This window comes from Arthrobacter sp. 4R501 (assembly GCF_002929755.1).
Lineage (GTDB): Bacteria > Actinomycetota > Actinomycetes > Actinomycetales > Micrococcaceae > Arthrobacter.
The window spans coordinates 188,906-213,318 of sequence record NZ_PJIW01000008.1 but is presented as its reverse complement, the minus strand read 5'-3'; the positions used below and the strand labels follow the sequence as shown (position 1 = coordinate 213,318).

The window sequence follows — 24,413 nt, the reverse complement described above, 5'->3', positions numbered from 1 at the left end:
CTCGGGCAGCGGGTCCTGACAGGCTCGACCACCGGTGGGTCAACCACCGCGCCGCGGCGTTAGCGGTATTCGGGGTTTTCGAAGTCGAACTTTGTTCCGGCTTTCCATTCTTCAGGAAGATTGCCGTAGGCGGGAATCCCGCCGGCGTCCTTAAGCATCCGGGCGAAATGCAGCAGGTTCCATGTCATAAACGTGGTGTTGCGGTTGGTGAAGTCGGATTCGGGGCCGCCGGAGCCTTCGTCAAGATAGCTCGGGCCGGGGCCAACCGGGCCGATCCAGCCGGCGTCGGCCTGGGGAGGGATGGTGAAGCCGATGTGCTGCAGGCTGTACAGCACGTTCATGGAACAGTGCTTGATGCCGTCCTCGTTGCCGGTGATCAGGCAGCCGCCAACTTTGGGGTAGAACACCCATTGGCCCTTGTGGTTGAGTTCCCCCGAATGCGCGTAAAGCCGTTCGATCAGCTTCTTGGTCTGGGAGGAGTTGTCGCCCAGCCAGATGGGACCGGCCAGCACCACAATGTCGGCCTCTTCAACAGCAGGGTACAGTTCCGGCCACTCATCGGACGGCCAGCCGTGCTCGGTCATGTCCGGGTAAACACCGCTGGCGATGTCGTGATCGACAGTCCTGATCACGCGGGTGCTCACGCCCTGCTTCTCCATGATGAGGCGGCTGACATTGATCAGACCCTCGGTGTTGCTGGTCTCGGGCGACCGTTTCAGAGTGCCGTTGAAGAACACAGCCTTCAGGTCGCTGTAATCCGTGGAGTCCTTCTGTGTAGCCATGATGCTCCCTTGATTCACTCGTGGGTGAAGCCCAGGATGCCAAGTCTACTGATGACCGGTGACACGGCAGGGCGTCAGGAAACCTTTTTCAGGAAGGCAGAGGCGTGCGCTTCGAGGCCCTTGCCGGGCTGCGATGCTCCGCCGGTGGCCACGTCCCAGCGCCAGAGCAGGTTGCCGTCCACTAGTCCGAAGATCCGGGTGGCCGCGCTGTAGTCCTTAGAATGGCTGCCGCGCATCACCATGTCGGTGGTCAGCTGGATCTGCGGGCCCTTGATCTGCCCGTAGTAGAGCTCGGAGATCCCGCCGGGATGTGAGATGGACACCGAGATATCGAACCCGCCGTCTTTATTGCGGAGCGCTTCGACTTCATCGGCGCTCTTAAGAGCGGGAACAATATCGGCCGGAATCAGGCCCGGTCCGCCGTCGGCATCAAGCTGTTTGCGCTCCAGCGCCCAAAAACCGGTCTCAACCGTCAGCGGCCGCAGGCGCGTGCCGTCGTCGTCGGTTAACCAGCTCTCCGCGCGGTACTGAAGATACGGCAAGCCGTTGTGCGTGAAGGAGACATGCTGGAGGAAGTGCTCCGAGTCCTCGTCCCCGCTGCCGAGACGGCCGCTGCCTTCCCACTCACCAATGAGCCAGGAAAGCGGAACAAGTTCCGGTGTCAGGTCTGTAGGAATTTCTATCGGCACGGCAATTACCTCAGGAAAATGCTAGCTCGTTGAACGGGTTTACTTCTGGCCTTTGAAGAGGCGGTAAACCACAAAGCCGGCGAACCAGGCCATGGACAGGCTGGCGATGCCGAGCAGGACGAGGAAGAAGATTTCAAATGCAAGTACGGACATGATGCCATCCTAACCGGTTAGTAGATGAGTAGTTTGTCTATGAAGTAAGCCAGGGATCCCACGGCCGAAACTGGCGCAAGGCCCATGCTAACCGCAGCAAAGAGATTCAGCGGACCGCCGCGGAGTGTTACGAGTCGGCGGAAGCTGACCAGCACGGCGCCCACCACAACACCGAAGGTCGCCGCCGGCAGAACGGCAATATCGGAGAAGACCAGGCCTGCGAGCGGCCCGGCAAGTCCTGCCATCACGATGCCGAGGGGGGCCACGATGCTGTCCGGCCAGCGGATCAGGCCGGCCAGCAGAGCCACGGCAGCGCTGATGGCTGCCACCAGGAGCATCTCCCGCACGCCGTTGAAGCGCGCGCCGGCAATCCAGCCTGCCCCCAGGCACGAGAGGAGCACCCCGGCGCAGCAGCCCAGGGTGGACTCAAGCCGTTGGGCCTGGCCCGTGCCTCGGATGAGCTGCACCACAAACACAGCCATCATTCCCAACGCCATGAACGCCGGCGTCCAGTCCAGAAAACCCGGGGCGGGGACAAAACCGGCAGCGAGCGCCGATCCGACGCCGGGCAACGCAATGACGGCTGCAAGGGTCTTTTTCGCGGGGATGCGTAGGAAATGGGGCCAGCCGATGCCTACTGCCACAGCGATCACCACAGCGACGCCGATGAGTACCTCGCGTGAGATGTAGACGCCGGCGATGATCGCTACGAGTCCCGCCACTCCGACTACACCGATGACCCACGAGCCCAGTGACTTTGCCGGGGCCTGCACCTCGGCGGTCATCGGGAACCCGGCCGGCCGGTTCGCTTCGGCTTCGACTCTGCACTCAATTCGTGGCATCCCATTCTGGCTGTGGACCCGGCGGCTCGGCCTTCGGTGTCAGGGCGTTCTGCCCGACGGTTCAATCCTGCCTTATGTGACCCGGATATGTCGCAAAACGAAGGTTTGAGGGGGCGGAATCCGTGCTGTCGTGCAGGCCGGTGGGTATACTCAGAGTTCAGCTACGCTTCCTGCTACGGATGCCGGCCGGATAGATTCTTAGTCGGCCATGTCCGCTGCAGTGAGATAGTACCGGCCGGTGAAAACCCGGTTCAGTCGCCCGAAGATGCGCGGACGCCCCTTGGAGGAACAATGTCGCACATCCTGCTATTGACGAACAGCACCGGTTCTTCGGTAGACATTCTGCCTGCCCTGGAATTGCTGAACCACCGCGTGCACATCCTCGCCGCGGAACCCACAGCCCTGCTGGAGACCGATCCCTGCGATATTGTGCTTCTCGACGCCCGCAAGGACCTGGTGGGCGCCCGCTCCCTCACCCAGCTGCTCAAGGCCACAGGTCTGAGCGCACCCCTGGTCCTGATCCTGACCGAGGGCGGCATGGCCGCTGTTTCTTCGGCGTGGGCCGTGGATGACATCGTGCTCGATTCAGCCGGTCCCGCCGAAGTGGAAGCCCGCATCAGGCTCTCCGTGGCGCGTGCAGTGCCGGACAAGGATGACGCCCCCACGGAGATCCGGGCGGCAGGCGTGGTCATCGATGAAGCTAGCTACACTGCCCGCGTCAACGGCGCCCCGCTGAACCTGACGTTCAAGGAATTCGAACTCCTCAAATACCTGGCCCAGCACCCCGGCCGCGTCTTCACCCGCCAGCAACTGCTCACCGAAGTGTGGGGCTATGACTACTACGGCGGCACGCGCACCGTGGATGTCCACGTCCGGCGGCTGCGGGCCAAACTCGGTGCGGACCACGAAAACCTGATCAGTACGGTCCGGAACGTCGGCTACCGCCTGACCCTGGTGCGGCAGCAGGAAGACGAACTGACGGAAGCCTGACACCTTTAAGACAGGAACAGCCCCGGACCTCTGGTCCGGGGCTGTTCCTGTCTTAGTGATGCTGTATTTGTGGAGGACATACGGGTCGAACGTATCGAGGCCACCCCACTGGTGGATCCCCCTCGTTTCCCACCGTTACCGGCGGGTGAGATATCGACTATACGTGCCCGCCCCGGGGCCATCAAATCGGAGCGCCTTCCGGCCGGGGCGTATAGCCTAGCCTCATGAGTCCTGCGCACCCGGAAAAATGGCCCGTCCTTATCGTCCACGGCGGTCTGGAAGAACAGCTGCTGAAGGACTCCGTGGCGCTCCTCGCAGCTGCCGAGGAGTCTGACGGCAACCCCTCACTTTCCGAGCAAACGGTGGTAACGCTCCGTGCCGGTGACTCCGCCGAGCATTCCCTCCTGACCCTGGCGCTCTACGCGCCGGACGAGGACTCCGATCCCTCCTCCGGCCAGGACCTGGCCGGGTTTGCCGTTGTTGTGGAGGAGCCGGACGGCAGCGGAGTGCTGGAAATTGCCGTCCACCCCAGCTACCGCAACCAGGGCGTGGCGGACAGGCTTGTCGGCGCACTCCAGTCGGGGCGAGGCCTGGATGGGCTGAAGGCGTGGTCCCATGGCAACCATGAGGCAGCCGCGGACCTCGCCGCCCGCTACGGCTACGGTCCGGTGCGCGAACTCTGGAAGATGAGGCTGACCACCGCCACGGCAGAACTGCCCGACGTCGGCCTGCCGGATGGCGTCACGCTCCGCCCCTTTGTGCCGGGCAAGGACGAGGACCGCTGGCTGGCTGCGAACCGCGCCGCATTTGCCCACCACCCCGAGCAGGGCTCGATGTCCCGCGCGGACCTGGATGCCCGTATGGCCGAGGACTGGTTTGATCCCGCCGGCTTTCTGTTGGCCGTGGACGCCGAGGACCGGTTGCTGGGATTCCACTGGACCAAGGTGCATCCGCGCCACGGCGCCCACCCGGCGATTGGCGAGGTCTACGCTGTTGGTGTCACGCCGGCCGCGCAGGGTATGGGCCTGGGTAAAGCCCTCACAGTGGCTGGCATCAGGCATCTGCAGGGTCTGGGGCTTCACGCCGTCATGCTCTACACGGATGCAGAAAACACCGCTGCCGTTTCCCTCTACCGGGGCCTGGGCTTCACACGCTGGGATATGGACGTGATGTACGGACCGCTGGCATCCGTTTAGTGGCACCCGGGTGAGTTTTCCCACTCGTGTGACTGACGACTTCAGGTGGCCCGAAATCTAGGGCTTGTGGACGCTGATTGATTGTAAGGTTGGTAAAGAACCGCGCCGGCCGAGGGCCAGCATCAAGCGCCAGGTAAGAGGAGAGACCATGAAACCGGAACCCGCCGGAACAGTCACGTCCGAGGGCGCTTCAGCGCCGGTGCGCGCGCGCTTCGGCTCATCCGAAGTCCCTGCCTCGCGCGCAACGCAGGACCGGATCGACATCCCCGAGTTTGCACCCAATCTTGTGCCCGAAGGGGATATCCGGCCGGACCGTTTCCTGGACCGCGAGCTCAGCTGGCTGGCTTTCAACTCCCGTGTCCTCGAGCTCGCCGAAGATCCTACGCTCCACCTTCTGGAACGCGTGGCCTTCCTGTCCATCTTCGCGTCCAACCTGGACGAGTTCTTTATGGTCCGGGTGGCGGGCCTGAAGCGGCGCATCGCCACCAACCTTGCCGTGCCCTCCCCTGCCGGCCTCAGCCCGGTGGAGGTGCTGGAGAAGATCGGGGACGAAGCCCACCGACTCCAGCAGCGCCATGCCCAGGTCTACGCCGAACAGATCCGCCCCGCCCTGGCCTACGAGCACATCCACCTGATGCACTGGGACGAACTGGACGACACCGCCAAACAGCAGCTCAGCGCCATGTTCGCCGAAAAGGTCTTCCCGATCCTGACGCCGCTGGCCGTGGACCCGGCACACCCGTTCCCCTACATTTCGGGCCTCTCCCTCAACCTGGCCGTGGTGGTCCGCAACCCCGTGAGTGACAAGGAACTTTTCGCCCGCCTCAAGGTTCCGGACCAGCTTCCCCGACTGATCTCCATCGACGGTCCGCGGGCAGGGGCGGTGGCGGGACGCGTGGCGCGTTTCATCGCGCTTGAGGAAGTCATCGCCGTCCACCTGGACAAGCTCTTCGCCGGCATGGAAGTCCTGGAACACCACATCTTCCGCGTCACCCGCAACGAGGACCTCGAAGTGGAAGAGGACGACGCCGAGAACCTCCTGCAGGCGCTGGAGAAGGAACTGCTGCGCCGCCGTTTCGGCCCGCCCGTCCGCCTCGAGGTCACCCACGACATCAACCCGAACATCCGGGCCCTGCTCATCCGTGAGCTCGGAGTGGACGAGTCCGAGGTGTACTCGCTCCCGGCTCCGTTGGACCTCCGCGGCCTGTCCGTCATTGCCGGGATTGACCGTGCCGACCTTCATTACCCCAAGCACATGCCGCACACGTCCCGGTTCCTCAACGAGTCCGAGACGTCCAAGGCCGCCAACGTTTTCTCGGCCATGCGCCGCCGCGACATCCTGCTTCACCACCCGTACGATTCCTTCTCCACGTCCGTGCAGGCGTTCCTGGAACAGGCGGCCGCGGACCCCAAGGTCCAGGCCATCAAGCAGACCCTGTACCGGACTTCGGGCGACTCCCCCATCGTTGACGCCCTGATCGATGCCGCCGAGGCCGGCAAGCAGGTGCTGGCCCTCGTGGAGATCAAGGCCCGGTTCGACGAGCAGGCCAATATCTCATGGGCCCGCAAGCTGGAACAGGCGGGCGTCCACGTGGTCTACGGCATCGTGGGCCTGAAAACCCACTGCAAGCTGTCGCTGGTGGTCCGCCAGGAAGTGGACGGGCTGCGCCGCTACTGCCACATCGGCACCGGCAACTACCATCCCCGCACGGCCCGCTACTACGAGGACCTTGGCCTGCTGACCGCCAATGACCAGGTGGGCGAGGACCTTTCCAAACTGTTCAACCAGCTCTCCGGCTATGCTCCGAAGTCAACGTTCAAGCGGCTCTTGGTGGCTCCGCGCTCCGTCCGCTCCGGGCTGATCGACCGCATCGAGACCGAGATCCGCAACGCCAGGGCCGGGCTGGCCGCCAGGGTGCAGATCAAGGTCAACTCCATGGTGGACGAAGCCATCATCGACTCCCTGTACCGCGCGTCCCAGGCCGGCGTGATGGTGGACGTCGTTGTGCGCGGCATCTGCTCGCTGCGTCCCGGCGTTCCGGGCCTCAGTGACAACATCACGGTGCGCTCCGTGCTGGGCCGGTTCCTGGAACACTCCCGGGTGTTCGCCTTTGCCAACGGCGGCGATCCTGTGGTTTACATCGGCTCGGCGGACATGATGCACCGGAACCTGGACCGCAGGGTCGAGGCCCTTGTCCAGCTGTCCAATCCCGACGACATCAGCTACGTCCTCAATCTGCTGCGCCGCTACATGGATCCGGAGACCGCCAGCTGGCATCTGGATAGCCAGGGTCTATGGAACCGGCACCACATTGCCGACGACGGCAGCCACCTCGACGACATCCAGTCCTGGCTGCTGGCGTCGCGCACCCGCCAGCGCAGCCTGAGCCGTCGGTAGGGCTGCGGCGTTGGCGAGCGACATCCTCGTAGCAGACCAAACAGACCATCCCGGCGAGGCAGTCGCCGTCGTCGCAGCCGGGGCACTGCCCTGGCGTATCAACTCCGAAGGTCTCGAAGTCCTGCTGATCCACCGTCCGCGGTACGACGACTGGTCCTGGCCCAAGGGCAAGATCGACGCCGGCGAGACCCTTCCCGAATGCGCGGCCCGTGAGGTGCAGGAGGAGATCGGACTTGATGCGCCCCTGGGCATTCCGCTGCCGCCGATCCACTACCGGGTGGCGAGTGGACTGAAGGTGGTCCACTATTGGGCGGTCCACGTCAACGGGGAACGCCTCGTTCCCGACGGCAAGGAGGTGGACCGCGTGGTGTGGTGCGCCCCTGAAACGGCCGCGGGGCTGCTGTCCAATCCGACCGACGTCGTTCCCTTGGAGTACCTGCGGGCAGCCCATGGCCGGGGTGACCTGAACACGTGGCCGCTGATTGTGGTGCGGCATGCAAAGGCCAAGCCCCGCTCGTCCTGGTCCAAAGCCGAGGGTGAACGGCCCCTGGCCGCGACGGGAATCAGGCAGGCGCAGGCCGTCAGCCGGCTGCTGCAGGCCTGGAAGCCACCGCGCGTGGTGACGAGTCCCTGGCAGCGCTGCGTGTCAACCGTGGCGCCATACCTGAGGGCAACAGGGGCCAAGGTCAAACTGGTGGAAGCGCTGACGGAACACCGGCACGCCAGGACCCCCAAAAAAACCGCTGCCATTATTGAGTCGCTCCTGGAGAAGGCACGGCCCGTTGCCGTCTGCACGCACCGTCCCGCCATGCCCACCATCCTGGGCCAGCTGGGCAAGCACATGCCAGGCCGCGTGCGCGCGCTCCTTCCGGCCGCCGACCCGTACCTGTCGCCCGGGGAACTGGTGGTGTGCCACGTGGCCATCGACAACAGGCGCCGCATCGTGGCAGTGGAGCAGTTCAAGCCCTTCGACGACTAGGTTTTCTTGGTCAATGCCGGCCGCGACGCCCGGCTCACCGATGAACTGCTGCTCGATCTGGTCCGCGGCAAGCTGAGGAAGGGCTGATCCGATGCGCGGCCGGCGGCCAACGCTGAGGCCGGCCGCGGGACCCTTGCGGGGTCGGCAGATCTTGGCCCGGTAGACTTTAGCCGTGAGCATCCCGACGCCTTATGAAGACCTCCTGCGCGATGTCCTGGCCCATGGCACGCACAAATCCGACCGGACGGGCACCGGAACCACCAGCGTTTTCGGCCGTCAACTGCGCTTTGACCTTGGCCGGAGCTTCCCGCTGATCACCACCAAACGCGTGCATTTCAAGTCCGTGGCGGTGGAGCTGCTGTGGTTCCTGCGCGGTGAATCGAACGTTAAATGGATGCAGGACCAGGGCGTGAGCATCTGGAACGAGTGGGCCGACTCGGAAGGCGAACTGGGTCCCGTCTACGGCGTCCAGTGGCGCAGCTGGCCCACCCCTGACGGCGGCCATGTTGACCAGATCGCCGAGCTGGTGGAGAACCTCAAAACCAACCCGGACTCGCGCCGGCACATCGTGTCTGCCTGGAACGTCTCCGAGCTCAAGGATATGGCGCTGCCCCCGTGCCACGCGTTCTTCCAGTTCTATGTGGCCGACGGCAAACTGTCCTGCCAGCTGTACCAGCGCTCGGCGGACATGTTCCTGGGCGTGCCCTTCAACATCGCCTCCTACGCCCTGCTGACGTGCATGATTGCGCAGCAGGTGGGGCTGGAGCCTGGCGAGTTTGTCTGGACAGGCGGCGACGTCCACATCTACGAGAACCACATGGACCAGGTCCTGAAGCAGCTGGACCGGGAACCGTATGAATACCCGCAGCTGAGGATCACCCGGAAGCCGGCGTCGATCTTCGACTACACGCTCGAGGACTTCGAAGTGGTTGGCTACCAGCACCACCCCACGATCAAGGCCCCGATTGCGGTATGAGTACCGAGAACGCAGCAGACCCCCAGGACTTCACGCAGGAACTCGCCGGTTCCGTGACCGGCGTAGGCCTTGTCTGGGCGCAGACGTCCGGCGGTGTGATCGGCAAGGACGGCGATATGCCCTGGCACCTCCCTGAGGATCTGAAGCACTTCAACCGGCTCACCATGGGGCACCCCGTGATCATGGGCCGCAAGACGTGGCTGTCCTTCGCGGACAAGTACCGTCCCCTGCCCGGCCGGACGAACATTGTGATTACCCGGCAGAAAAACTGGGGCGAATCGCCCGAGGCGGTGGGCGCCGTCGTGGTCCCCTCCTTGGATGATGCCCTCCTTGAGTCGCAGTTCGTCGACGGCGGCGGGACCGTGTGGATCCTGGGCGGCGGGGAAGTCTTCCGCCAGTCCACCGAACTCGCCAACGTCGCGGTGGTCACCACCATCGATGTGGAGGCTGACGGCGACACGTTCGCCCCCGAGCTCGATGAGACCTGGGAGGCGGCCGCGTCCGTCCCGCCGGACGGATGGTTGACGGCAGCCAACGGAACGCGCTACAGGTTTACCAAATGGATTAGGACGCAGGGCTGAGATGTTGAAGAAACCGGAAACACTGTTTGTACTGGGCTACATGCTGCTGCCGCTGCTCGCGCTGCTGTCTGCGATCGTTGGCCTGACCATGATCCTGGGCGGCAACAAGATCGCGGGGGCCATCGTGCTGGTGGTGGTGACGCAGGTGTTTGCCTTCGGCGCCTTCTACGCGTTGCGACTCCGCAAAGCCGCGGTGCTGGAGGAAACCAACCGCAGCTGACGCCCGTTTCCCCCGCACGCCGCTCGTACGCATCCCCGCGCGAGTGACGTAACCGACTGCGACCTGCTCGATCCGGCGTCTAAACTGGACGAATGACTACAGCAGCTACCCCCTCCGTCGGCCTGGTCGGATGGCGCGGCATGGTCGGCTCCGTCCTGATGCAGCGCATGCAGGACGAGGGCGACTTCGCCAACATCAACCCGGTGTTCTTCTCCACGTCAAACGCGGGAGGTGCCGCGCCGTCGATTGCCGGTGCTGCCGCTGGCGCCGCCGGCAAGCTTGAGGACGCGTTCGACGTCGACACGCTGGCTAAGCTGCCCATTATTGTCACGGCCCAGGGCGGGGACTACACCAAGCGCGTGCACACCGAGCTGCGCGGCCGCGGCTGGGACGGCCTCTGGATCGACGCCGCCTCCACGCTGCGCATGAACGACGACTCGATCATCGTGCTGGACCCGATCAACCGCGACGTCATCGACAAGGACCTGGTCAACGGGACCAAGGACTTCATCGGCGGGAACTGCACCGTTTCCTGCATGCTCATGGGCCTCGGCGGGCTGTTCAAGAACGGCCTCGTCGAATGGGGCACGTCCATGACCTACCAGGCTGCCTCCGGCGGCGGCGCCCGGCACATGCGCGAACTGCTCAGCCAGTTCGGCACGCTGAATGCCGAGGTCAGCTCGGAACTGGACGACCCGGCGTCGGCCATCCTGGAAATTGACCGCAAGGTCCTGGCCCACCAGCGCTCCGACATCGACGCCACCCAGTTCGGCGTGCCCCTGGCCGGCTCCCTCATCCCGTGGATCGACGTGGACCTGGGCAACGGACAGTCCAAGGAAGAGTGGAAGGCCGGGGTTGAAACCAACAAGATCCTGGGCACCTCGGACGAAAACCGGATCATCATGGACGGCCTGTGCATCCGGATCGGCGCCATGCGCTCCCACTCCCAGGCGCTGACGCTCAAGCTCCGCGAGGACCTCTCCGTGGCCGAGATCGAGAAGCTCCTCGCCGAGGACAACGAGTGGGCCAAGGTCATCCCGAACACCAAGGAAGACTCCATGGCGGGCCTGACCCCCGTGGCCGCGTCCGGCACGCTGGACATCCCCGTGGGCCGCATCCGCAAGATGGAAATGGGCCCTGAGTACATCAGCGCCTTCACCGTGGGCGACCAGCTGCTCTGGGGCGCCGCCGAGCCGCTGCGCCGCATGCTCAACATCGCCACCGGGAACCTGTAAGGTTCCGCGCGGCTCCCTGCCACTCGAACGGCCCTGCCCCGCAGGAACGGTGCTGCCCCGCACCGCTCGTGCGGGGCAGAGCCGTCTTTGCGTTCAGCACGCGTCCTTGCGTTCAGCACGCCAAGCCTGACGCACGCAAGATCCTGGACCGGTCCATCATGGCCAACAGCCGGCGCCGCACTTCTGCGGGATACGCCAAGTGCTTCCACTCAAGTCGAAGGACCAGCCAGCCTTCTTCGATCAGTGCGTTCTCCCGGCGACGCTCTGCGAGCAGCACCTCCTCCGTGGGCCTGTAGTCGGTGTATTTGCCGCTGCCATCAAACTCGATCACTATGCGGGTTATCGGATCCGCGAAGTCTGCCCTGAATTGACCACTTGGCGTCTGAATCTCGAACTGCGGAATGAACATGTTCAGACCGAATGATCGCAGCAGCAGCCTGGTGCGCGTCTCCCCCACCGATTCCGACCGCCCATCCAGGGCCGCGAGCAGATCCAGCGCCCGCCGGTTCCCGCGTTTGACCGGTCCCACGTCCAGCAGTTGCCGCATACTGTCGATCCCGGCTCCCTTGCGCAGCGCGTGGTCGCCGATCACGGCTGCCTGCTCCAGTGGCAGGATACGGGCGCAGTCCAAGACGGTCCGTTCAATGCCGGTAGTCAGAATCTCCTTGCCATCCACGCTCCACAGCGTTGTAACATCCGCAGGTTCCAGGTTCATCCGGTGCGTGCGGACGTCCATGCCGGCACTTTTCGTCGAGTTGGCATAGTCCGTGGCCACGTGGATCATGGGCCCGGCATCCCAGACGTGACATTCGTGCAGCCTGGCCGCACTGATATGACTGTAGCGGCAGGCCCCGCCGGTGGACAGGAAGTGCGCCTGGATCCGCAGGGCGTCCTTGGTCCACGGCTCGGCTCCCTTCCAGTCAGCGCTCCGAACGTAGGCTCCGCGTCGAAGCCGCAGGAGAATTCCGCTGCGGACCGCCGCCGTCAGGACCCGTTCGTCCAGCCCGGCCGCGTCCAACTGTCGCGTGGAGGCAACGGGGAAGGCTGGCCAGCGCACATCCAGGAGCACCCGGATTCTGTCGCCATTCATGGTCCAAGGTTCCCGGACCAGTGCTGGCCTGGGTAGATCGCGGCAACGTTATGTGGACAACCCCGGGCGACGCGCCCGCCTCCGCTTCTTCCGGCATCATTCGCTGCCCTGCCCCGCAGGAACGGTGCTGCCCCGCACCGCTCGTGCGGGGCACGGCCGCTCGTGCAAAAGTGTCGACGGATCAGGGCCGCTCATATGCAGGTTCGGGCTGGGCCGGGGGTTGATGCGCGCGCGTTGGACCCGGCTTAGCTGTCCAGGAACTCTAGGTACTGTACGGCGGCCTTGCTGAACACGGCCTGCGCAGCGGGTCCAAGTGGCTTGGCGTCGTCAAACAGTTCAGGCACGACGGCGGCGCTGCGGCTGGTGCCGGCCCTCGCCCACGTGCCGATTACGTCGCCCCCTGCCACGACGGTCTTCTTGAACACTCCGTTGCCGCCCGGGACGATCTTGTTGGCGTGCTCAGGGGCCAGCACAAGGCTCCGGTCCATGTAGCCCAGCACAAACTCGTCGAAGCCCGGCAAGAGCAGGACGGACCGCTGCCCGGGCACGCCGTCGTCGAGCATTGATGCAGTCTCCGGTGACATCCAATAGTGAACGCCCCCGAATTCCAGCTCCACGAGCTGCCCGCTGACCAGCTCAAAGGCCGCCCGCACGTCGGTCAGGGGAATCTGCGTCCACCAGGCGAAGTCGCGGACGGTGGCAGGGCCGTGGCTGCGGAAGTAGCGCAACATGAACTCGGCGATCGCTTCCTGCCGCTCAAGCCCGCGCGACACCGGAATCCAGTCATCGAACGCCACCAGCAGCTGCTGGTTCCCGGCCAATGGGCCTTGAACCAGCCAGGCGTGCCGGCACAGCGTCCCCAAGAGGTGGATCCCCCGCTGGCCGGTGGTGGGCTGCCCGGCTGCCTCAAACACCTCGAAGAGTTCGGTCCGGCTCACGGGACCGCCGGCCGCAATCCGCTCCAAGGCAACGTCGCGGCACTTCTCGATGTCCGCCCAGGTGATGTCCAGTTCCCGATGCCGGCCGGCAATGATGCGGCTAAGACGCTCGGTGGTGAGGTCCAGCATCCAGCGCAGATCCTCCGGAGCCACCAGGTGCAGGGTGCCGCGCATCGGCCAGGACCGGACCACCCTTCCGCTGTCCAGCGCGTCGCGCACGTCAGTCAACCCTGCGCCCGGAACGCGGACGCCGATGGCCCAGAGCGCTGCCTGCAGGTCCTGAGCCTGCGTGGCCGTCATCCAGCGGACCGCGGCCTCTACGGAGCCGAGTCCGGGACCGAGCAGTCCTTGAGAGGCAAGGCGTAACCTGCCCAGCACCTTGGGGCTTACGCGGTTCACTGCCATGTCCTCATCGTAGGACCTGGCCCGATAGGGTGTAAGCATGACTTTGGGGAGTTTGTGGCAATTGTTCGCGCGCGGAACACAGGCATGGCTGGTGGCAGGGACCGTATCGGTCCTGGCCGGCGTGGCCATCGGACTGGCCCCGGCCATTGGTTTCCAGCCCCTGGAATTCCCGGGAGGCGGCGGCGAGGCACCACTGGAACTCCTCTTGCCTTCCCTGTTCCTGTCGCTCGGCGGAGGGTACGCCGTGCTTTTTCCCGGTATCCGGGTGGGCCGTGGCAAGGTCCGCATTGTCCGTGACTGGAAGCTCTATCCCGTCAGCGGCCGGCTGCTCTGGATCCTCGCCCAGGCCACCGCCGTGATCGGTTTGGTGGTTTGCATTCTTGCCGCCGCGACCCACCCGGCGGCTCCGGGCCTTATGGTCTGGCTGTTTATGGGGCCATATTTGGCGCTGACCGGTTGGGCCGCCGCCCTGCTGGGCATGGCCACGAACGTCCGGCTGACCGGCGCCGATGACGGGCGCCTGGCGCCGGTCACGCAAGCAGGCTGATGCCTTCAACGGGCTGATCGTCTAGAGCGTCAGGCCGATGAGCAGCGGTTCCGGGTGCAGTTCAATGCCAAAGCGTTCGACGACGCCGGCGCGCACCTCGCGCGCGATGGCCAGCATGTCCTTGGCGCTGGCGGAGCCGCGGTTGGTGATGGCCAGCGTGTGTTTTGTGGACAGTGACGCCCGCCCGCCGGAGGCGCTGGCCCCCTCCAGGCCGTAGCCCTTGCCGAACCCTGCCTGGTCGATCAGCCACGCGGCGGACAGCTTCACCAGCCCGTCCGCCCCGGCGGGGTACTTCGGTGCGGACTCCGGCAGCGTTGCCGCCACGTCCACGGGGACTATCGGGTTGGTGAAGAAGGAGCCGGTGGAATAGGTGTCCCGGTCGGCCGGGTCCAGCACCATGCCCTTGGAGGCACGCAACCGAAGGACCTCCCGGCGGACATCGTTGGAGTACGCACGCTTGCCTGCCTCGACGCCCAGGGAGCGGGCCAGTTCGGCGTAGCGGATGGGCGCGCTCATCCGGCCTAGCGGCAGCTGGAATTCCACGGTCAGCACGATGTAGCGGGGTGAGCCCTCGACGGTGGTCTGTTTCAGGATGGAATCGCGGTAGCCGAACTTCAGCTCGGAGTTGGTGAACGTCTGGACCGCGTTCCGGGTCCGGTCCCAGGTGCGGACAGCCGCGATGGTCTGGGAGACGTCAGAGCCGTAGGCCCCGACGTTCTGCACGGGCGTGGCGCCCGTGGCCCCCGGGATGCCTGAGAGTGCTTCGATGCCGGACCACGCATGCAGCACGGCGTGTTCCACGAGAGCATCCCAGTTGTGGCCAGCCTGGACCACTACCGCCACGCCGCCGCAGGAGTCCTCGGCGTTGACGGTGAACCCTTCCGAGGCGATCCTGATCACGGTGCCGGGGAACCCGTCGTCGGAAATCAGGAGGTTGGAGCCGCCGCCGATGATGAGGACCTGCTCCCCCACGGCGTCAGCTGTGCGGACGGCGTCGATGATCTCCGCCTCGGTGCCGGCCTCAATGTACTTGTCGGCGGGGCCCCCGACGGCGGCCGTGGTCAGGGCAGAAAGCATTGTCTGGGTCACTAAACCAGCGTAACAAGACCAAACCGAATCAAACGCCATCAAACTGAGCTAGGGAATCTTCCGGGCCACCGGTGAGAGCAGGAAGGTGGCCACTAGCATGACCATCACGGCCAGCAGCGAGTGCAGGATGCCCACGTGTTCAGCCAGCAGGCCCAGCAGCGGCGGCCCGCACAGGAAAGCGCCGTAGCCGATGGTGGAGACCACCGAGACGCGGGCCGCAGCCTTGGCGGGATCATCCGCGGCGGCGGACATGCCCACCGGGAACCCCAGCGAGGCGCCGAGTCCCCAGATGGCCAGGGCCACAAAGGCGAGCCAGGGAACGGGGGCAAACACAAACAGTCCGAGTCCGAACACTGCCAGCGCGGCGCACCAGCGCATCACGGGAACGCGGCCGAAACGGTCCAGGACCACAGTGCCGGCGAACCGTCCAATGGTCATGAAGGTCACGAAGAGCCCGTAGCCGGCGGCTCCGGCGGCGTCGGTCTGGCCGTGCCCGTCGGCGAGGGCCAGTGCCACCCAGTCCCCTGCTGCACCTTCGGCCAAGGCAAGCCCCAGGACCATGACTCCGAGAAGCAGGGTGCGCCGGTCGCGCCAGGCCTCCGCGATCTTCCGCTTGTTGTCCAGCGGGGCGCCGGAAGCGTCAGCCGACGCCCCGGCGGTGACAATGGGGATCGGGCCCGTGAACGGGTCCTCGAAGTTGTCCGGGACATACTTCCGTTCCCCCGCGACCGGGGTGACATCCGCACGGAACCAGGCTGCCGCCGTCGTCACCGAGACGGCAACCACGACGCCGGCCGCCGCCAGGTGCCAAAACACCGGGACGGAAGCGGCTGCGGCCCACGCCCCAAGGCCTGCACCTGCCACGGTGCCGAGGCTGAATGCGCCGTGGAGCCTGGGCATGATGTGCCGGCCCACCGCGCGTTCCACCGAGGCGCCCTCGACGTTGGAGGCCGTACTCCAGCTGGCGGAGCCCAGCCCGATGACGGCAAGTCCCACGGCCACCGCTACCGGTGTGGCCAGGACCGACGTTCCGAATCCGGTGATGGCCATACCGCAGGCCACCATGATGGCGCCGGTGCGGATGGTCCGTTTGGAGCCCAGGCGGAGCACGATCAGCCCCGATGCGGACACCGAGACGAACGATCCCAAGGTCATGCATAGCAACAGCAAACCGACCGTGCCGGGGGTCAGGTCCAGCCCGTCGCGGATTGCCGGAAGCCGGGAAACCCAGGACGCGAAGGCCAGCCCGCTGCCGGCGTAGGCAACCACCACGGCATTGCGCCAGACAGTGACCTCGGCAGCGGCAGTTTTGTTGACGGTCAAAGGATCATGACAGCCTGACGACGGCCTGGGCCTTCATCAGCACTTTCTGGCCGGCAGCGACCACGGTGAGGTCAATGCGGGCGGTGCCCGCATCGGCGTCGAGCTTTCCAATGGCGCCGCTGACCTCGATGGTGGCCCCGGCGTCCATGGTTCCGGTGGTGTCCGTAACCAGGACCGGCTTGGTGAAGCGGGTCTGGAAGTCGACGACGGCGGCGGGGTCGCCTGCCCAGTCGGTCACCAGCTGAACGGCGGCACCCATGGTGAACATGCCGTGGGCAATGACGCCGGGCAGTTCCACGCCGGTGGCGAAGGCTTCGTTCCAGTGGATGGGGTTGAAGTCGCCGGAGGCGCCGGCATACTTGACCAGGTCGGTGCGGGTGACCTCGATGGTGCGGCTGCCGATGTCCTGCCCGGCGCTGAGTTCGTGGAAGCTGGGGCTCATGGTTACTGTCCCTCTCCGCGGACGAGGATGGATGATGTGGTGGTGGCGACTGTCTCGCGCGACCCATTGCCGCCGTCGGTCAGGGCAAAAATTTCCTGGCGGGTGGTGATCATGGCCCCGCCGCCCATGGCACGGACACCGTCAACGTGCAGTTCGGCAACCAGGCGGTCGCCGGCAAAAATGGGGCGGTGGTGGATGAAGCGCTGATCGGCGTGGACCACGCGGGAGAAGTCGATGCCGGCGTCCGGATCCTCGATCAGCTGGGCATCGGCGCGTTGGGCGATGATGATGGCGAAGGTGGGTGGTGCCACCAAATCCTTGTGTCCCAGGGCCTTGGCGGCCTCGACGTCGAAGTGGGCTGGGTGCGTGGCCTTGACCGCGCGGGCGAACTCGCGGATCTTCTCGCGGCCGACGTCGTAAACCTCTGCGGCAGGGTAGCTGCGGCCCTGCAGGTCCGGATTGATAGTCATGGCCTCAAGCCTATCGCTCTGCCCCGGGACACCATGAATTCCGGCTACTTGCGGAGGTTCCTCCGGATGGTCTGGCCACGCACCACAATCCCGGCGATGTGCAGGACCAGGCCCAGGCCGATGACCGGCAGCGACGCGGTGGCCAGGCCCTGGTTTCCGGAGGTGTTGCCGATCAGGTTCAGGATGATGCCGACGGCGATGAGGCCCATGGCGCCGAAGACCAGGACTTTGTACGAGGTGGGCGCTGACTCCCAGAATTCTTTGAGCACCGTGACAGTCTACCGAGCACGTTCAGAACAGCGATTCCTGCACGGCCGGCACCTCCGAGGCGAAGTCCCCCAGGACGATGGTCCGGGCAGCCATCCGGCCAAGGTTCACCACAAAGGCCGCGTCCGTTCCGGCCAGGCTGGCGAGGGCGTTGCTCCCGCTCAGCGCGGTGACCTCAAAGCCGTGCCGTCCCTGCTCCAACGGATGGGGGTAGGCGTGGCGCGCTGTGGGGGCGCAAAGCCCTGCCGCCTGCGCCGGCCGCACCCACAATTCGTCCACGATGCTGAAACCTTCTGCGCTGAAACCGTCGACGGCGGCCCGGCTCAGCAGCGTGCGGACCGCGGCCGCATGCCGCTCATTGATGCCGTCCAGGGCGGCCGCGGGCAATGGCCCCGCCAGAGCCTCGGCTTTGGCGGCGGAGCGGACCTGCTGGGCGAGGCCTACCTCGCGGGTCACCATGTCCTCAAGGAGCCGTACCACCCGGCCGTCCTCCGCCCTGGCAACGTACCGCGCCACCACCGCGCCCTGTTCCGCGAGCCGGTTCCATTTCCTCAGGTGGGACGCTGTGCCCACCTTGCTGGCGCCGCCGGCGAACGTGGCCACGTAGAGCCAGTGATCCTGCAGGAGGTACGTGCGCAGCCCGTCCGGAACGCGGCCGCCCCGGTGGAAATCGTGGATAAGGTGGGAATCGTCCAGCACAAAGCAGCGTTCGCACTGCTTGCCCTTCACGGCGGGGGCGCTGGCCGGGCACAGGATGTGGTCGCGACTGGTGGCTGAGTGGACCTTGTAATGCCCCAGGCAGAACCTGCCATGATCGGACACCGCAAAACCGAGCCTGGCGCCCGCCCCGAGGCTGACTTCCTGGAGATCCCCGGACGGTGACTGGAGGCGCAGAGCCGGGCTGCCGCCGTCGTGCCTTACCGTCTGCGCCGGGGCGCCATCCCAAAAGACCCCGTGAACCAGATAGCGGGTATCGGTCACGGGGTCTCCAGTGCTTGGGTAAAACGGGTGGCGCTACAGCGCCGGCTGCACGCCGAACGCTACCGCGAGCTTCATGATCTTTTCGGCCCGGCCCAGGCGGGGAAGGTCCGAGCCGTCGCGGATGACGCGGCCGTTGGCCTCGAAGTCGGACATAAAGTCCGTGGCCCAGGCGACGTCCGACGGGGTGGGGCTGATGACCTCGTTGATGACGTTTGTCTGGTCGATGGCCAGGCACAGCTTGCCGGTCATGCCCATCATCACGGTGATGCCGGTCTGCTCGCGCAGGATGGGGTGGTTGGTGCCCACGGTGGGGCCGTCGATGGGGCCGGGCAGGTTGCCGACGCGGCTGGCGACCACCAGCTTGGCGCGCGGGTAGGCCATGGCCTCCGGGGTGGCCGCCATGCCGGTGTCGCGGCGGAAGTCGCCGGAGCCGAACGCCAGGCGGAAAGCACCCTGGGCCTTGGCGATGTTGTTGGCTTCTTCGATACCCAGAGCGGATTCCACGAGCGGGATGACGGGCGTCTTGCCGTCCATCCGGTGGAAACTTTCGGTCACCTGGTCAGCTGATTCGGTCTTGGCGAGCATCACGCCGAGCAGCCCGGGCGTACCGCGCAGCCCTGCTAGGTCATCGGCCCAGAACGGGCTGGTGGCATCGTTGATGCGGACCCAGGCCTGGCCGCCGCCGCTGAGCCACTCAATCACGTGTCCGCGCGCCTCGTCCTTTTGCGACGGGTCCACGGCGTCCTCGATGTCCAGGATGATCGAGTCAGCGCGCGAAACAGCCGACTGGTCAAACAGGTCGGTTTTCATAGCGTTGACCAGAAGCCACGAACGGGCGATTTCTGCTGGGATGTTGCGCTTGGCGCGTAATGTCTCGGTGGCGGTCGGTGACGTCATGCTACTACCGTATCTGCCCGGGCACCGCCAGCGCTAAGCCATGGCGCCGGACGTGCCGAACAATACAGATACGACCGGCCGGCGCCGGTGGTCGAGCCCGTCGAGACCCAGGTTTCGACAAGCTCAACCACCGGGGTTTCAGCCTCACCCACGGCGTTGGGCCAGCTCAGTTGCCTGTGAGTTCCGCATGGAGCTTGCGGACGCGGGCGTTGATGTCGTCGCGGACGAGGCGCATGCGCTCCGTGCCTTCGATGCCCCGGGTGGAAGGTTCGTCGGTTTCCCAGGTTTCGAAGCGGATGCCTTCGCGGGCTTCGAGTTTGGCTTCGGTGCCCAGGACGATAACGACGTCGACGGCGTCAAGCACCTCGTCAGTGACGGCCTTGGGGTGCTCCCCCGTGATGTCGATGCCGAGTTCGTTCAGGGATTCCACGGCCTCATTGTTCAGGCAGCTGCCCGGCTTGGTGCCTGCCGAATAAACGGTGACATCGTCGCCGGCGAGGTCCCGCATGAGACCGGCCGCCAGTTGGGACTTCCCGCCGTTCTTGCTGCAGACGAACAGGATGCGGGGAGTCTTGGTGCTTTCGGTCATGAGTGGGTGCCTTCTTTCTGTTCTGCGGCCAGGAGTGAGCCGACGAGGGTTTTGATGCGCGCGTGGATTTCGTCGCGGATTTCCCGGACGGTCTCCAGGGAATGTCCGGCGGGGTCGGTGAGGTCCCAGTCTTCATAGCGTTTCCCGGGGTAGATGGGGCAGGAGTCCCCGCAGCCCATGGTGATGACGACGTCGGATGCCCGCACGACGTCGTCCGTGAGTGGCTTCGGATAGTCCTTGCCCAGGTCCAGGCCCATTTCGGACATGACAGTCACTACGGTCGGATCCAGCTCAGCCGCCGGCATGGAGCCTGCCGACCGGACGCGGATCCTGCCCTTGGCTTCAACAGTGAGCAGCGCGGCAGCCATCTGTGACCTGCCGGCGTTCTGCACGCAAACGAACAGGACCTCCGGGACCTCGGAGACCACCGACCCTTTGGATTTGGCTAGGGCGGCCAGCCGGTCGTTGGCGAAGTGTTCCGTGGTGGCAGGCAGGTAGGCGCTGATCTTCGCTGTCCGGGCCAAGGCTGTGTACGACTCGAAGACATAGCGTTCGACCGTCTCGACGGCGAACACCCCGGTGAAACGCTCGGCGAGGCGTTCGCTGATCCGGTGCAGGATTTCAGTGTTGTCCTGCAATCCCAGCGTCGTTTTCTGCTGTTCGGTCATGGCAGTACTCCCTTGGCGTGCGTCCGGAACGGTGCGTCGTGGTTGGTTGTGGTCAGTGTTCCCCAGAGCGGCCGTGAGCCAGCCCGGTGGGGAATCCAACGAGGACCGGTTCCGGGGCGGCGCAACAGCCGCTCTCCGCCGATCCGTCAGTGTCTGCTGTTGAGGCCGCGGGGACGTCGCAGCTGGTGCCGGCGTCGGTGGAGCAAACCCCGGTTTCGGGCAGTTCAAGGTGGACAGTGTCCGCCCCGGCCTGGTCGCCGGCGAGGGCCGCGGCGACGGACCTGACCTGCTCATAGCCGGTAGCCAGCAGGAAAGTCGGGGCACGGCCATAGGACTTCATGCCGACGATGTAGAAGTTCTTCTCCGGATGAGTGAGAAGCTTGGCGCCGTGCGGCTGGACCGTGCCGCAGGAGTGGAATTCGGGGTCGATCAGCGGACCCAGCTGGACCGGCGCCTCGACGGCGGGGTCAAGGATGAGCCGGAGTTCGTGCAGGATGACCAGGTCCGGCCGGAAGCCCGTGCAGGGGACGATGATGTCCGCTTCGAGAGTGCGTCCGTCGACGGCTTCAACGCTGACCCCGGAATCCAGTGTTTTGAGGGAAGCGATCCCGAAGCCGGTGTTCAGTTCGATGGTTCCGGCCCCAACGAGCCGCCGGAGCCGGGCGCCGAGTTGGCCGCGGGTCGGCAGGCCGTCGGCGTCGCCGCCGCCGTAGACCTTTTCGGCTGATCCAGCGCGCACGGCCCACAGGATGGTGGTTCCGGGTTCTTCCTTGGCGAGGTCTGCCAGATTGATCAGTGTGTTCGCGGCCGAGTGCCCGGCGCCCACGACCAGGACGCGGCGGCCCGCGAAGGAGGTGCGGTCCCGTTCTGTGACGTCCGGCAGGGGCGAGGAGATCCGGGCGGCGGCCGTGTCTTCGCCGATGGCGGGCAGGCCGGAGGTTCCAAGCGGGTTGCGGGTGGACCAGGTGCCGGACGCGTCGATGACGGCGGCCACGGTGTGGTCACGGATTTCACCGCCGTCGTGTTCGACCCGGACGGTGAATGGGGTGGTGTCACGGTCCCGGACGTGGGTTTTGTCCATGCCCTGGCGTGTAACGGCAATGACGCGTGCGCTGGTCTGGAGCCGGGAGGAGATCTCCGGGGTTGCGGCCAGCGGGGCGAGGTAATTATCGATCAGTTCGCCGCCGTAAGGCAGTGCCGTCAGGCGAGGGGTTTCCCAGCCGGCGTCCTCCAGCAAACGCACGGCCGCGGCGTCGAGGTTGAACCGCCAGGGTGAGAACAGCCGGATGTGGCGCCACTGTTCGATGGCGGATCCCGCCGTCGGGCCTGCCTCGAAGATCAGCGGCTCGAGGCCGCGTTCGAGCAGGTGGGCTGCGGTGGCAAGACCGACGGGGCCGGCGCCGATGACTGCGACGGGAAAGTTCTTTACTGGATCCATGCGGTCCTCTGTTTCATCCGTTGGTGTGCGGTTCGATCGGGGTGCCTGCCGGAGCCTTGTGGGACCGGCAGGCCGGGGCGGCGCTGTTCAGCAGCAGTCCAGATCGTCCTCGTCGCAGCAGCCCGTATCGGTGCAGCAATCGGTGTCCATCCAGCTCACCTCCCCTCCCTAACCGCGGCGTGGGGTGGTTACTTGGCGGCCGGGATCAGGGACTCGATGAGTCCTTCGATGCGGGTCTTGATCTCGTCACGGATGGGGCGGACTGACTCCACGCCCTGCCCGGCCGGATCCTCCAGGACCCAGTCCTCGTAGCGCTTGCCGGGGAAGTACGGGCATTCGTCGCCGCAGCCCATGGTGATCACGACGTCGGACTCCTTCACGGCCTCGGTGGTGAGGACTTTGGGGATCTCTGCAGACATGTCGATGCCCAGTTCGGCCATGGCCTCGACGGCGGCCGGGTTGACCTTATCCGCAGGCTGGGAACCGGCGGAACGCACCTCGATTCCGCCCTTGGAAAGCGTGGTGAGGAAGGCAGCGGCCATTTGGGAACGGCCGGCATTGTGGACGCAGACAAAAAGTACAGAAGGCTTCTTGGCGGTTTCGGTGCTCACGTGTTTCTCCTGGAATCAGTTGCGTGTGGATCAGTTTTGATGAGGTCGTCGTGTCCGCACCAACCACACCGACTAGACATTGACATGCGTCGATGTATGCAGTATCGGACAATATATTGATGGTTGTCAATATTTACGGGGGTGGACTATCAGGCGGCGTGCAGTCGGGGCGCGAGGCCGGTAACGCGGTGGAAGATGTCAGTGAAGGCGCCCTCGAAAGCATCCTCCGTGTTTAGGCGCAGCGGATCCGGAACAGACCAATGGATCCCTCCCAGGTTGAGGATTTCCTCGTGTGCGTTGTCGCACACGGTCACGACGAAGTCATCATCGTGCGCCACTTCATCGAGCCGGCGCGGGGGATGGTCCGCGAGAGCAACACCGTGGCGACTCGCGACATCAATGGCACCCAGGGCGATGCGGTCCGCGGGGTGGGTGCCCGCCGAGGCCGAGGGGATGTCACTGACCTGATTCCAGAGTGCGACGGCCAGCTGGGACCTGGCGCTGTTGCGCGTACAGACGAAGAGGACACGGCGGGCGCCGTGTTCGCGGCCGGGGGCCAGTCCCCCCAACGCCCCTGCGGCCAGCCGGATGTAGCTGCGGCGCTTGTCCGCCTCCGAACGGTGGCGCGTCGCCAGGCCCGCGGCTTCGAGTGTGCGCAGGTGGTGCGACAGCAGGTTCGACGGCATCCCGAGCTCGGCCTGCAGCTCCGTGGGGGAAAGATCCCCCAAGGTCAGCAGGTCCACGATGCGCAGCCGCGCGGGATCCGCCAGGGCCGCATGCTTGGCGACCCGCGCGCGGAAAACTTCAACTGAGTCAATGTTCATTGATTCAATTTTGACTGAGTAAATATCTTGAGTCAAGCTGTTGGTATGACTTCTCAACAACCGCCGTTGTGGCGCCGCGCCTTCGCCGAACTACTCGGTTCCAGTTTGCTCGTCATGATCGTCGTTGGCTCGGGGATCATGGCACAGCAGCTCTCCCCCAGCGACATCGGCCTGCAGCTGCTGCAGAACAGCACGGCCACGGTTCTGGGTCTGACGGTGCTGATCCTCGTCTTCGGACCCGTCAGCGGCGCACACTTCAACCCCGTCGTCTCGCTCGTGGACTGGGTCCTCGGCCGGCGCAGCGGAACCGGATTAACACTTCCGGACCTGGGCACATATGTAGTTGCCCAAACCGTCGGTGCAATCAGCGGCAGCGTGGTGGCCAACGCCATGTTTGAGGTGGGCACTTCCATCTCGGTGAAGGACCGCGCCACCACCGGGTACCTGCTGGGCGAAGTCGTCGCAACGGCAGGGCTCGTCCTGTTGATCTTCGCCCTGGCAGCCACAAACCGGGGCACCCTCGCAGCTCCGGCCGTGGGTGCCTACATCGGCGCCGCCTACTGGTTTACGTCCTCAACGTCCTTCGCCAACCCCGCCGTGACTGTCGGCCGCATCTTCAGTGACACCTTCGCCGGCATCGCACCCGCTTCAGTTCCCGGGTTCGTCGTGGCGCAACTGCTCGGGGCGGCCGTAGGCCTGGGGCTTCTGCTCATCCTGTTCCCGTCTGCGGCCCGCAACGCAGACGACGTCGTTCTTCCGCACGCATCGGAAGAGACCAGCTCCTAAGACTTCG

27 protein-coding genes are annotated in these 24,413 nt (G+C 65.4%); 10 read left to right on the top strand and 17 right to left on the bottom strand.

What is annotated here, in order from left to right; genetic code table 11:
* Positions 1-59: 59 nt before the first annotated feature.
* The 3 genes from CXR02_RS10285 to CXR02_RS10275 form a co-directional block, all read right to left on the bottom strand.
* Positions 60-782 carry a flavodoxin family protein gene (locus tag CXR02_RS10285; RefSeq protein ID WP_104061901.1) on the bottom strand — a complete coding sequence of 241 codons (723 nt, stop codon included), beginning with the start codon at positions 780-782 and terminating at the stop codon, positions 60-62.
* Between the two features lie 74 nt (positions 783-856).
* Positions 857-1,471: an FABP family protein gene (locus CXR02_RS10280; protein WP_104061900.1), complete on the bottom strand. Its 615-nt coding sequence runs from the start codon at positions 1,469-1,471 to the stop codon at positions 857-859.
* Positions 1,472-1,641: 170 nt separating this feature from the next.
* Positions 1,642-2,409 (bottom strand): permease, encoded by a 768-nt coding sequence (locus tag CXR02_RS10275; RefSeq protein ID WP_104061899.1) that lies wholly within the window; start codon positions 2,407-2,409, stop codon positions 1,642-1,644.
* A 348-nt stretch (positions 2,410-2,757) separates the two neighbouring features.
* Here CXR02_RS10275 and CXR02_RS10270 point away from each other — a divergent pair, with 348 nt between their 5' ends.
* The 8 genes from CXR02_RS10270 (at position 2,758) to asd (ending at position 11,041) form a co-directional block, all read left to right on the top strand.
* A complete protein-coding gene (locus tag CXR02_RS10270; RefSeq protein ID WP_056344481.1) occupies positions 2,758-3,456 on the top strand; it encodes a response regulator transcription factor in 699 nt (232 codons plus the stop codon).
* Between the two features lie 224 nt (positions 3,457-3,680).
* Positions 3,681-4,652 carry a mycothiol synthase gene (mshD, locus tag CXR02_RS10265; RefSeq protein WP_104061898.1) on the top strand — a complete coding sequence of 324 codons (972 nt, stop codon included), beginning with the start codon at positions 3,681-3,683 and terminating at the stop codon, positions 4,650-4,652.
* A 148-nt stretch (positions 4,653-4,800) separates the two neighbouring features.
* The gene (locus CXR02_RS10260) at positions 4,801-7,050 is read left to right on the top strand and encodes an RNA degradosome polyphosphate kinase (RefSeq protein ID WP_104061897.1); all 2,250 of its coding nucleotides are present in this window, start codon (positions 4,801-4,803) and stop codon (positions 7,048-7,050) included.
* Between the two features lie 10 nt (positions 7,051-7,060).
* On the top strand, positions 7,061-8,029 hold the full coding sequence (locus CXR02_RS10255) for an NUDIX hydrolase (protein WP_104061896.1): 969 nt from the start codon (positions 7,061-7,063) through the stop codon (positions 8,027-8,029).
* A gap of 172 nt (positions 8,030-8,201) precedes the next feature.
* Positions 8,202-9,005 carry a thymidylate synthase gene (locus CXR02_RS10250; RefSeq protein WP_104061895.1) on the top strand — a complete coding sequence of 268 codons (804 nt, stop codon included), beginning with the start codon at positions 8,202-8,204 and terminating at the stop codon, positions 9,003-9,005.
* Positions 9,002-9,586: a dihydrofolate reductase gene (locus CXR02_RS10245; RefSeq protein ID WP_104061894.1), complete on the top strand. Its 585-nt coding sequence runs from the start codon at positions 9,002-9,004 to the stop codon at positions 9,584-9,586. Before CXR02_RS10250 ends, CXR02_RS10245 begins: the two co-directional genes overlap by 4 nt.
* A 1-nt stretch (position 9,587) precedes the next feature.
* Positions 9,588-9,806 carry an NF038396 family protein gene (locus tag CXR02_RS10240; protein ID WP_056344500.1) on the top strand — a complete coding sequence of 73 codons (219 nt, stop codon included), beginning with the start codon at positions 9,588-9,590 and terminating at the stop codon, positions 9,804-9,806.
* 92 nt (positions 9,807-9,898) lie between these two features.
* On the top strand, positions 9,899-11,041 hold the full coding sequence (asd, locus tag CXR02_RS10235; RefSeq protein WP_104061893.1) for an aspartate-semialdehyde dehydrogenase: 1,143 nt from the start codon (positions 9,899-9,901) through the stop codon (positions 11,039-11,041).
* 112 nt (positions 11,042-11,153) lie between these two features.
* Here asd and CXR02_RS10230 read toward each other — a convergent pair whose 3' ends face one another.
* Positions 11,154-12,131, bottom strand: coding sequence for a type IV toxin-antitoxin system AbiEi family antitoxin domain-containing protein (locus tag CXR02_RS10230; RefSeq protein WP_104061892.1), 978 nt, complete (start codon positions 12,129-12,131; stop codon positions 11,154-11,156).
* Between the two features lie 245 nt (positions 12,132-12,376).
* Positions 12,377-13,474, bottom strand: a complete 1,098-nt coding sequence (locus tag CXR02_RS10225) for a winged helix DNA-binding domain-containing protein (protein ID WP_104061891.1) — start codon at positions 13,472-13,474, stop codon at positions 12,377-12,379.
* Positions 13,475-13,511: 37 nt separating this feature from the next.
* Here CXR02_RS10225 and CXR02_RS10220 point away from each other — a divergent pair, with 37 nt between their 5' ends.
* Positions 13,512-14,021 (top strand): hypothetical protein, encoded by a 510-nt coding sequence (locus CXR02_RS10220; protein ID WP_146072508.1) that lies wholly within the window; start codon positions 13,512-13,514, stop codon positions 14,019-14,021.
* Between the two features lie 21 nt (positions 14,022-14,042).
* Here the strand turns inward: CXR02_RS10220 and CXR02_RS10215 are convergent, their stop codons facing one another.
* The 12 genes from CXR02_RS10215 to CXR02_RS10160 form a co-directional block, all read right to left on the bottom strand.
* Positions 14,043-15,110, bottom strand: coding sequence for a UDP-N-acetylmuramate dehydrogenase (locus CXR02_RS10215; protein WP_104061889.1), 1,068 nt, complete (start codon positions 15,108-15,110; stop codon positions 14,043-14,045).
* A 48-nt stretch (positions 15,111-15,158) separates the two neighbouring features.
* A complete protein-coding gene (locus CXR02_RS10210) occupies positions 15,159-16,433 on the bottom strand; it encodes a sugar MFS transporter (RefSeq protein WP_104061888.1) in 1,275 nt (424 codons plus the stop codon).
* A gap of 4 nt (positions 16,434-16,437) precedes the next feature.
* Positions 16,438-16,875: a MaoC family dehydratase gene (locus tag CXR02_RS10205; RefSeq protein ID WP_104061887.1), complete on the bottom strand. Its 438-nt coding sequence runs from the start codon at positions 16,873-16,875 to the stop codon at positions 16,438-16,440.
* Positions 16,876-16,877: 2 nt separating this feature from the next.
* Complete coding sequence (locus CXR02_RS10200) at positions 16,878-17,345, bottom strand: MaoC family dehydratase N-terminal domain-containing protein (protein WP_104061886.1); 468 nt, start codon at positions 17,343-17,345, stop codon at positions 16,878-16,880.
* A 44-nt stretch (positions 17,346-17,389) separates the two neighbouring features.
* Positions 17,390-17,614 (bottom strand): DUF3188 domain-containing protein, encoded by a 225-nt coding sequence (locus CXR02_RS10195; protein ID WP_104061885.1) that lies wholly within the window; start codon positions 17,612-17,614, stop codon positions 17,390-17,392.
* Positions 17,615-17,636: 22 nt separating this feature from the next.
* Positions 17,637-18,593 carry a DUF2797 domain-containing protein gene (locus tag CXR02_RS10190; RefSeq protein ID WP_104061884.1) on the bottom strand — a complete coding sequence of 319 codons (957 nt, stop codon included), beginning with the start codon at positions 18,591-18,593 and terminating at the stop codon, positions 17,637-17,639.
* A 33-nt stretch (positions 18,594-18,626) separates the two neighbouring features.
* A complete protein-coding gene (locus CXR02_RS10185) occupies positions 18,627-19,490 on the bottom strand; it encodes a CoA ester lyase (RefSeq protein WP_104061883.1) in 864 nt (287 codons plus the stop codon).
* A gap of 166 nt (positions 19,491-19,656) precedes the next feature.
* Positions 19,657-20,079: a low molecular weight phosphatase family protein gene (locus CXR02_RS10180; RefSeq protein WP_104061882.1), complete on the bottom strand. Its 423-nt coding sequence runs from the start codon at positions 20,077-20,079 to the stop codon at positions 19,657-19,659.
* The gene (locus tag CXR02_RS10175) at positions 20,076-20,747 is read right to left on the bottom strand and encodes an arsenate reductase ArsC (RefSeq protein WP_104061881.1); all 672 of its coding nucleotides are present in this window, start codon (positions 20,745-20,747) and stop codon (positions 20,076-20,078) included. The genes CXR02_RS10180 and CXR02_RS10175 overlap by 4 nt, the downstream gene beginning before the upstream one ends.
* 52 nt (positions 20,748-20,799) lie before the next feature.
* Positions 20,800-22,185 carry an FAD-dependent oxidoreductase gene (locus tag CXR02_RS10170; RefSeq protein ID WP_104061880.1) on the bottom strand — a complete coding sequence of 462 codons (1,386 nt, stop codon included), beginning with the start codon at positions 22,183-22,185 and terminating at the stop codon, positions 20,800-20,802.
* Positions 22,186-22,373: 188 nt separating this feature from the next.
* Positions 22,374-22,796 (bottom strand): arsenate reductase ArsC, encoded by a 423-nt coding sequence (locus tag CXR02_RS10165; protein WP_104061879.1) that lies wholly within the window; start codon positions 22,794-22,796, stop codon positions 22,374-22,376.
* A gap of 149 nt (positions 22,797-22,945) precedes the next feature.
* Positions 22,946-23,620, bottom strand: a complete 675-nt coding sequence (locus CXR02_RS10160) for a helix-turn-helix domain-containing protein (RefSeq protein ID WP_104061878.1) — start codon at positions 23,618-23,620, stop codon at positions 22,946-22,948.
* A gap of 45 nt (positions 23,621-23,665) precedes the next feature.
* On the opposite strand from CXR02_RS10160, the gene CXR02_RS10155 reads away from it, so the two are divergent.
* Positions 23,666-24,406: an MIP/aquaporin family protein gene (locus tag CXR02_RS10155; protein WP_104061877.1), complete on the top strand. Its 741-nt coding sequence runs from the start codon at positions 23,666-23,668 to the stop codon at positions 24,404-24,406.
* Positions 24,407-24,413 lie beyond the last annotated feature (7 nt).

Coding starts and splice junctions, on each gene's coding strand:
- CXR02_RS10175 (WP_104061881.1), bottom strand. CDS start 20,747: ATGACCGAACAGCAGAAAACGACGCTGGGATTGCAGGACAACACTGAA.
- CXR02_RS10220 (WP_146072508.1), top strand. CDS start 13,512: ATGACTTTGGGGAGTTTGTGGCAATTGTTCGCGCGCGGAACACAGGCA.
- CXR02_RS10260 (WP_104061897.1), top strand. CDS start 4,801: ATGAAACCGGAACCCGCCGGAACAGTCACGTCCGAGGGCGCTTCAGCG.
- CXR02_RS10240 (WP_056344500.1), top strand. CDS start 9,588: ATGTTGAAGAAACCGGAAACACTGTTTGTACTGGGCTACATGCTGCTG.
- CXR02_RS10170 (WP_104061880.1), bottom strand. CDS start 22,185: ATGGATCCAGTAAAGAACTTTCCCGTCGCAGTCATCGGCGCCGGCCCC.
- mshD (WP_104061898.1), top strand. CDS start 3,681: ATGAGTCCTGCGCACCCGGAAAAATGGCCCGTCCTTATCGTCCACGGC.
- CXR02_RS10225 (WP_104061891.1), bottom strand. CDS start 13,474: ATGGCAGTGAACCGCGTAAGCCCCAAGGTGCTGGGCAGGTTACGCCTT.
- CXR02_RS10185 (WP_104061883.1), bottom strand. CDS start 19,490: ATGACGTCACCGACCGCCACCGAGACATTACGCGCCAAGCGCAACATC.
- CXR02_RS10200 (WP_104061886.1), bottom strand. CDS start 17,345: ATGACTATCAATCCGGACCTGCAGGGCCGCAGCTACCCTGCCGCAGAG.
- CXR02_RS10160 (WP_104061878.1), bottom strand. CDS start 23,620: ATGAACATTGACTCAGTTGAAGTTTTCCGCGCGCGGGTCGCCAAGCAT.
- CXR02_RS10230 (WP_104061892.1), bottom strand. CDS start 12,131: ATGAATGGCGACAGAATCCGGGTGCTCCTGGATGTGCGCTGGCCAGCC.
- CXR02_RS10155 (WP_104061877.1), top strand. CDS start 23,666: ATGACTTCTCAACAACCGCCGTTGTGGCGCCGCGCCTTCGCCGAACTA.
- CXR02_RS10180 (WP_104061882.1), bottom strand. CDS start 20,079: ATGACCGAAAGCACCAAGACTCCCCGCATCCTGTTCGTCTGCAGCAAG.
- CXR02_RS10285 (WP_104061901.1), bottom strand. CDS start 782: ATGGCTACACAGAAGGACTCCACGGATTACAGCGACCTGAAGGCTGTG.
- asd (WP_104061893.1), top strand. CDS start 9,899: ATGACTACAGCAGCTACCCCCTCCGTCGGCCTGGTCGGATGGCGCGGC.
- CXR02_RS10245 (WP_104061894.1), top strand. CDS start 9,002: ATGAGTACCGAGAACGCAGCAGACCCCCAGGACTTCACGCAGGAACTC.
- CXR02_RS10275 (WP_104061899.1), bottom strand. CDS start 2,409: ATGACCGCCGAGGTGCAGGCCCCGGCAAAGTCACTGGGCTCGTGGGTC.
- CXR02_RS10205 (WP_104061887.1), bottom strand. CDS start 16,875: ATGAGCCCCAGCTTCCACGAACTCAGCGCCGGGCAGGACATCGGCAGC.
- CXR02_RS10270 (WP_056344481.1), top strand. CDS start 2,758: ATGTCGCACATCCTGCTATTGACGAACAGCACCGGTTCTTCGGTAGAC.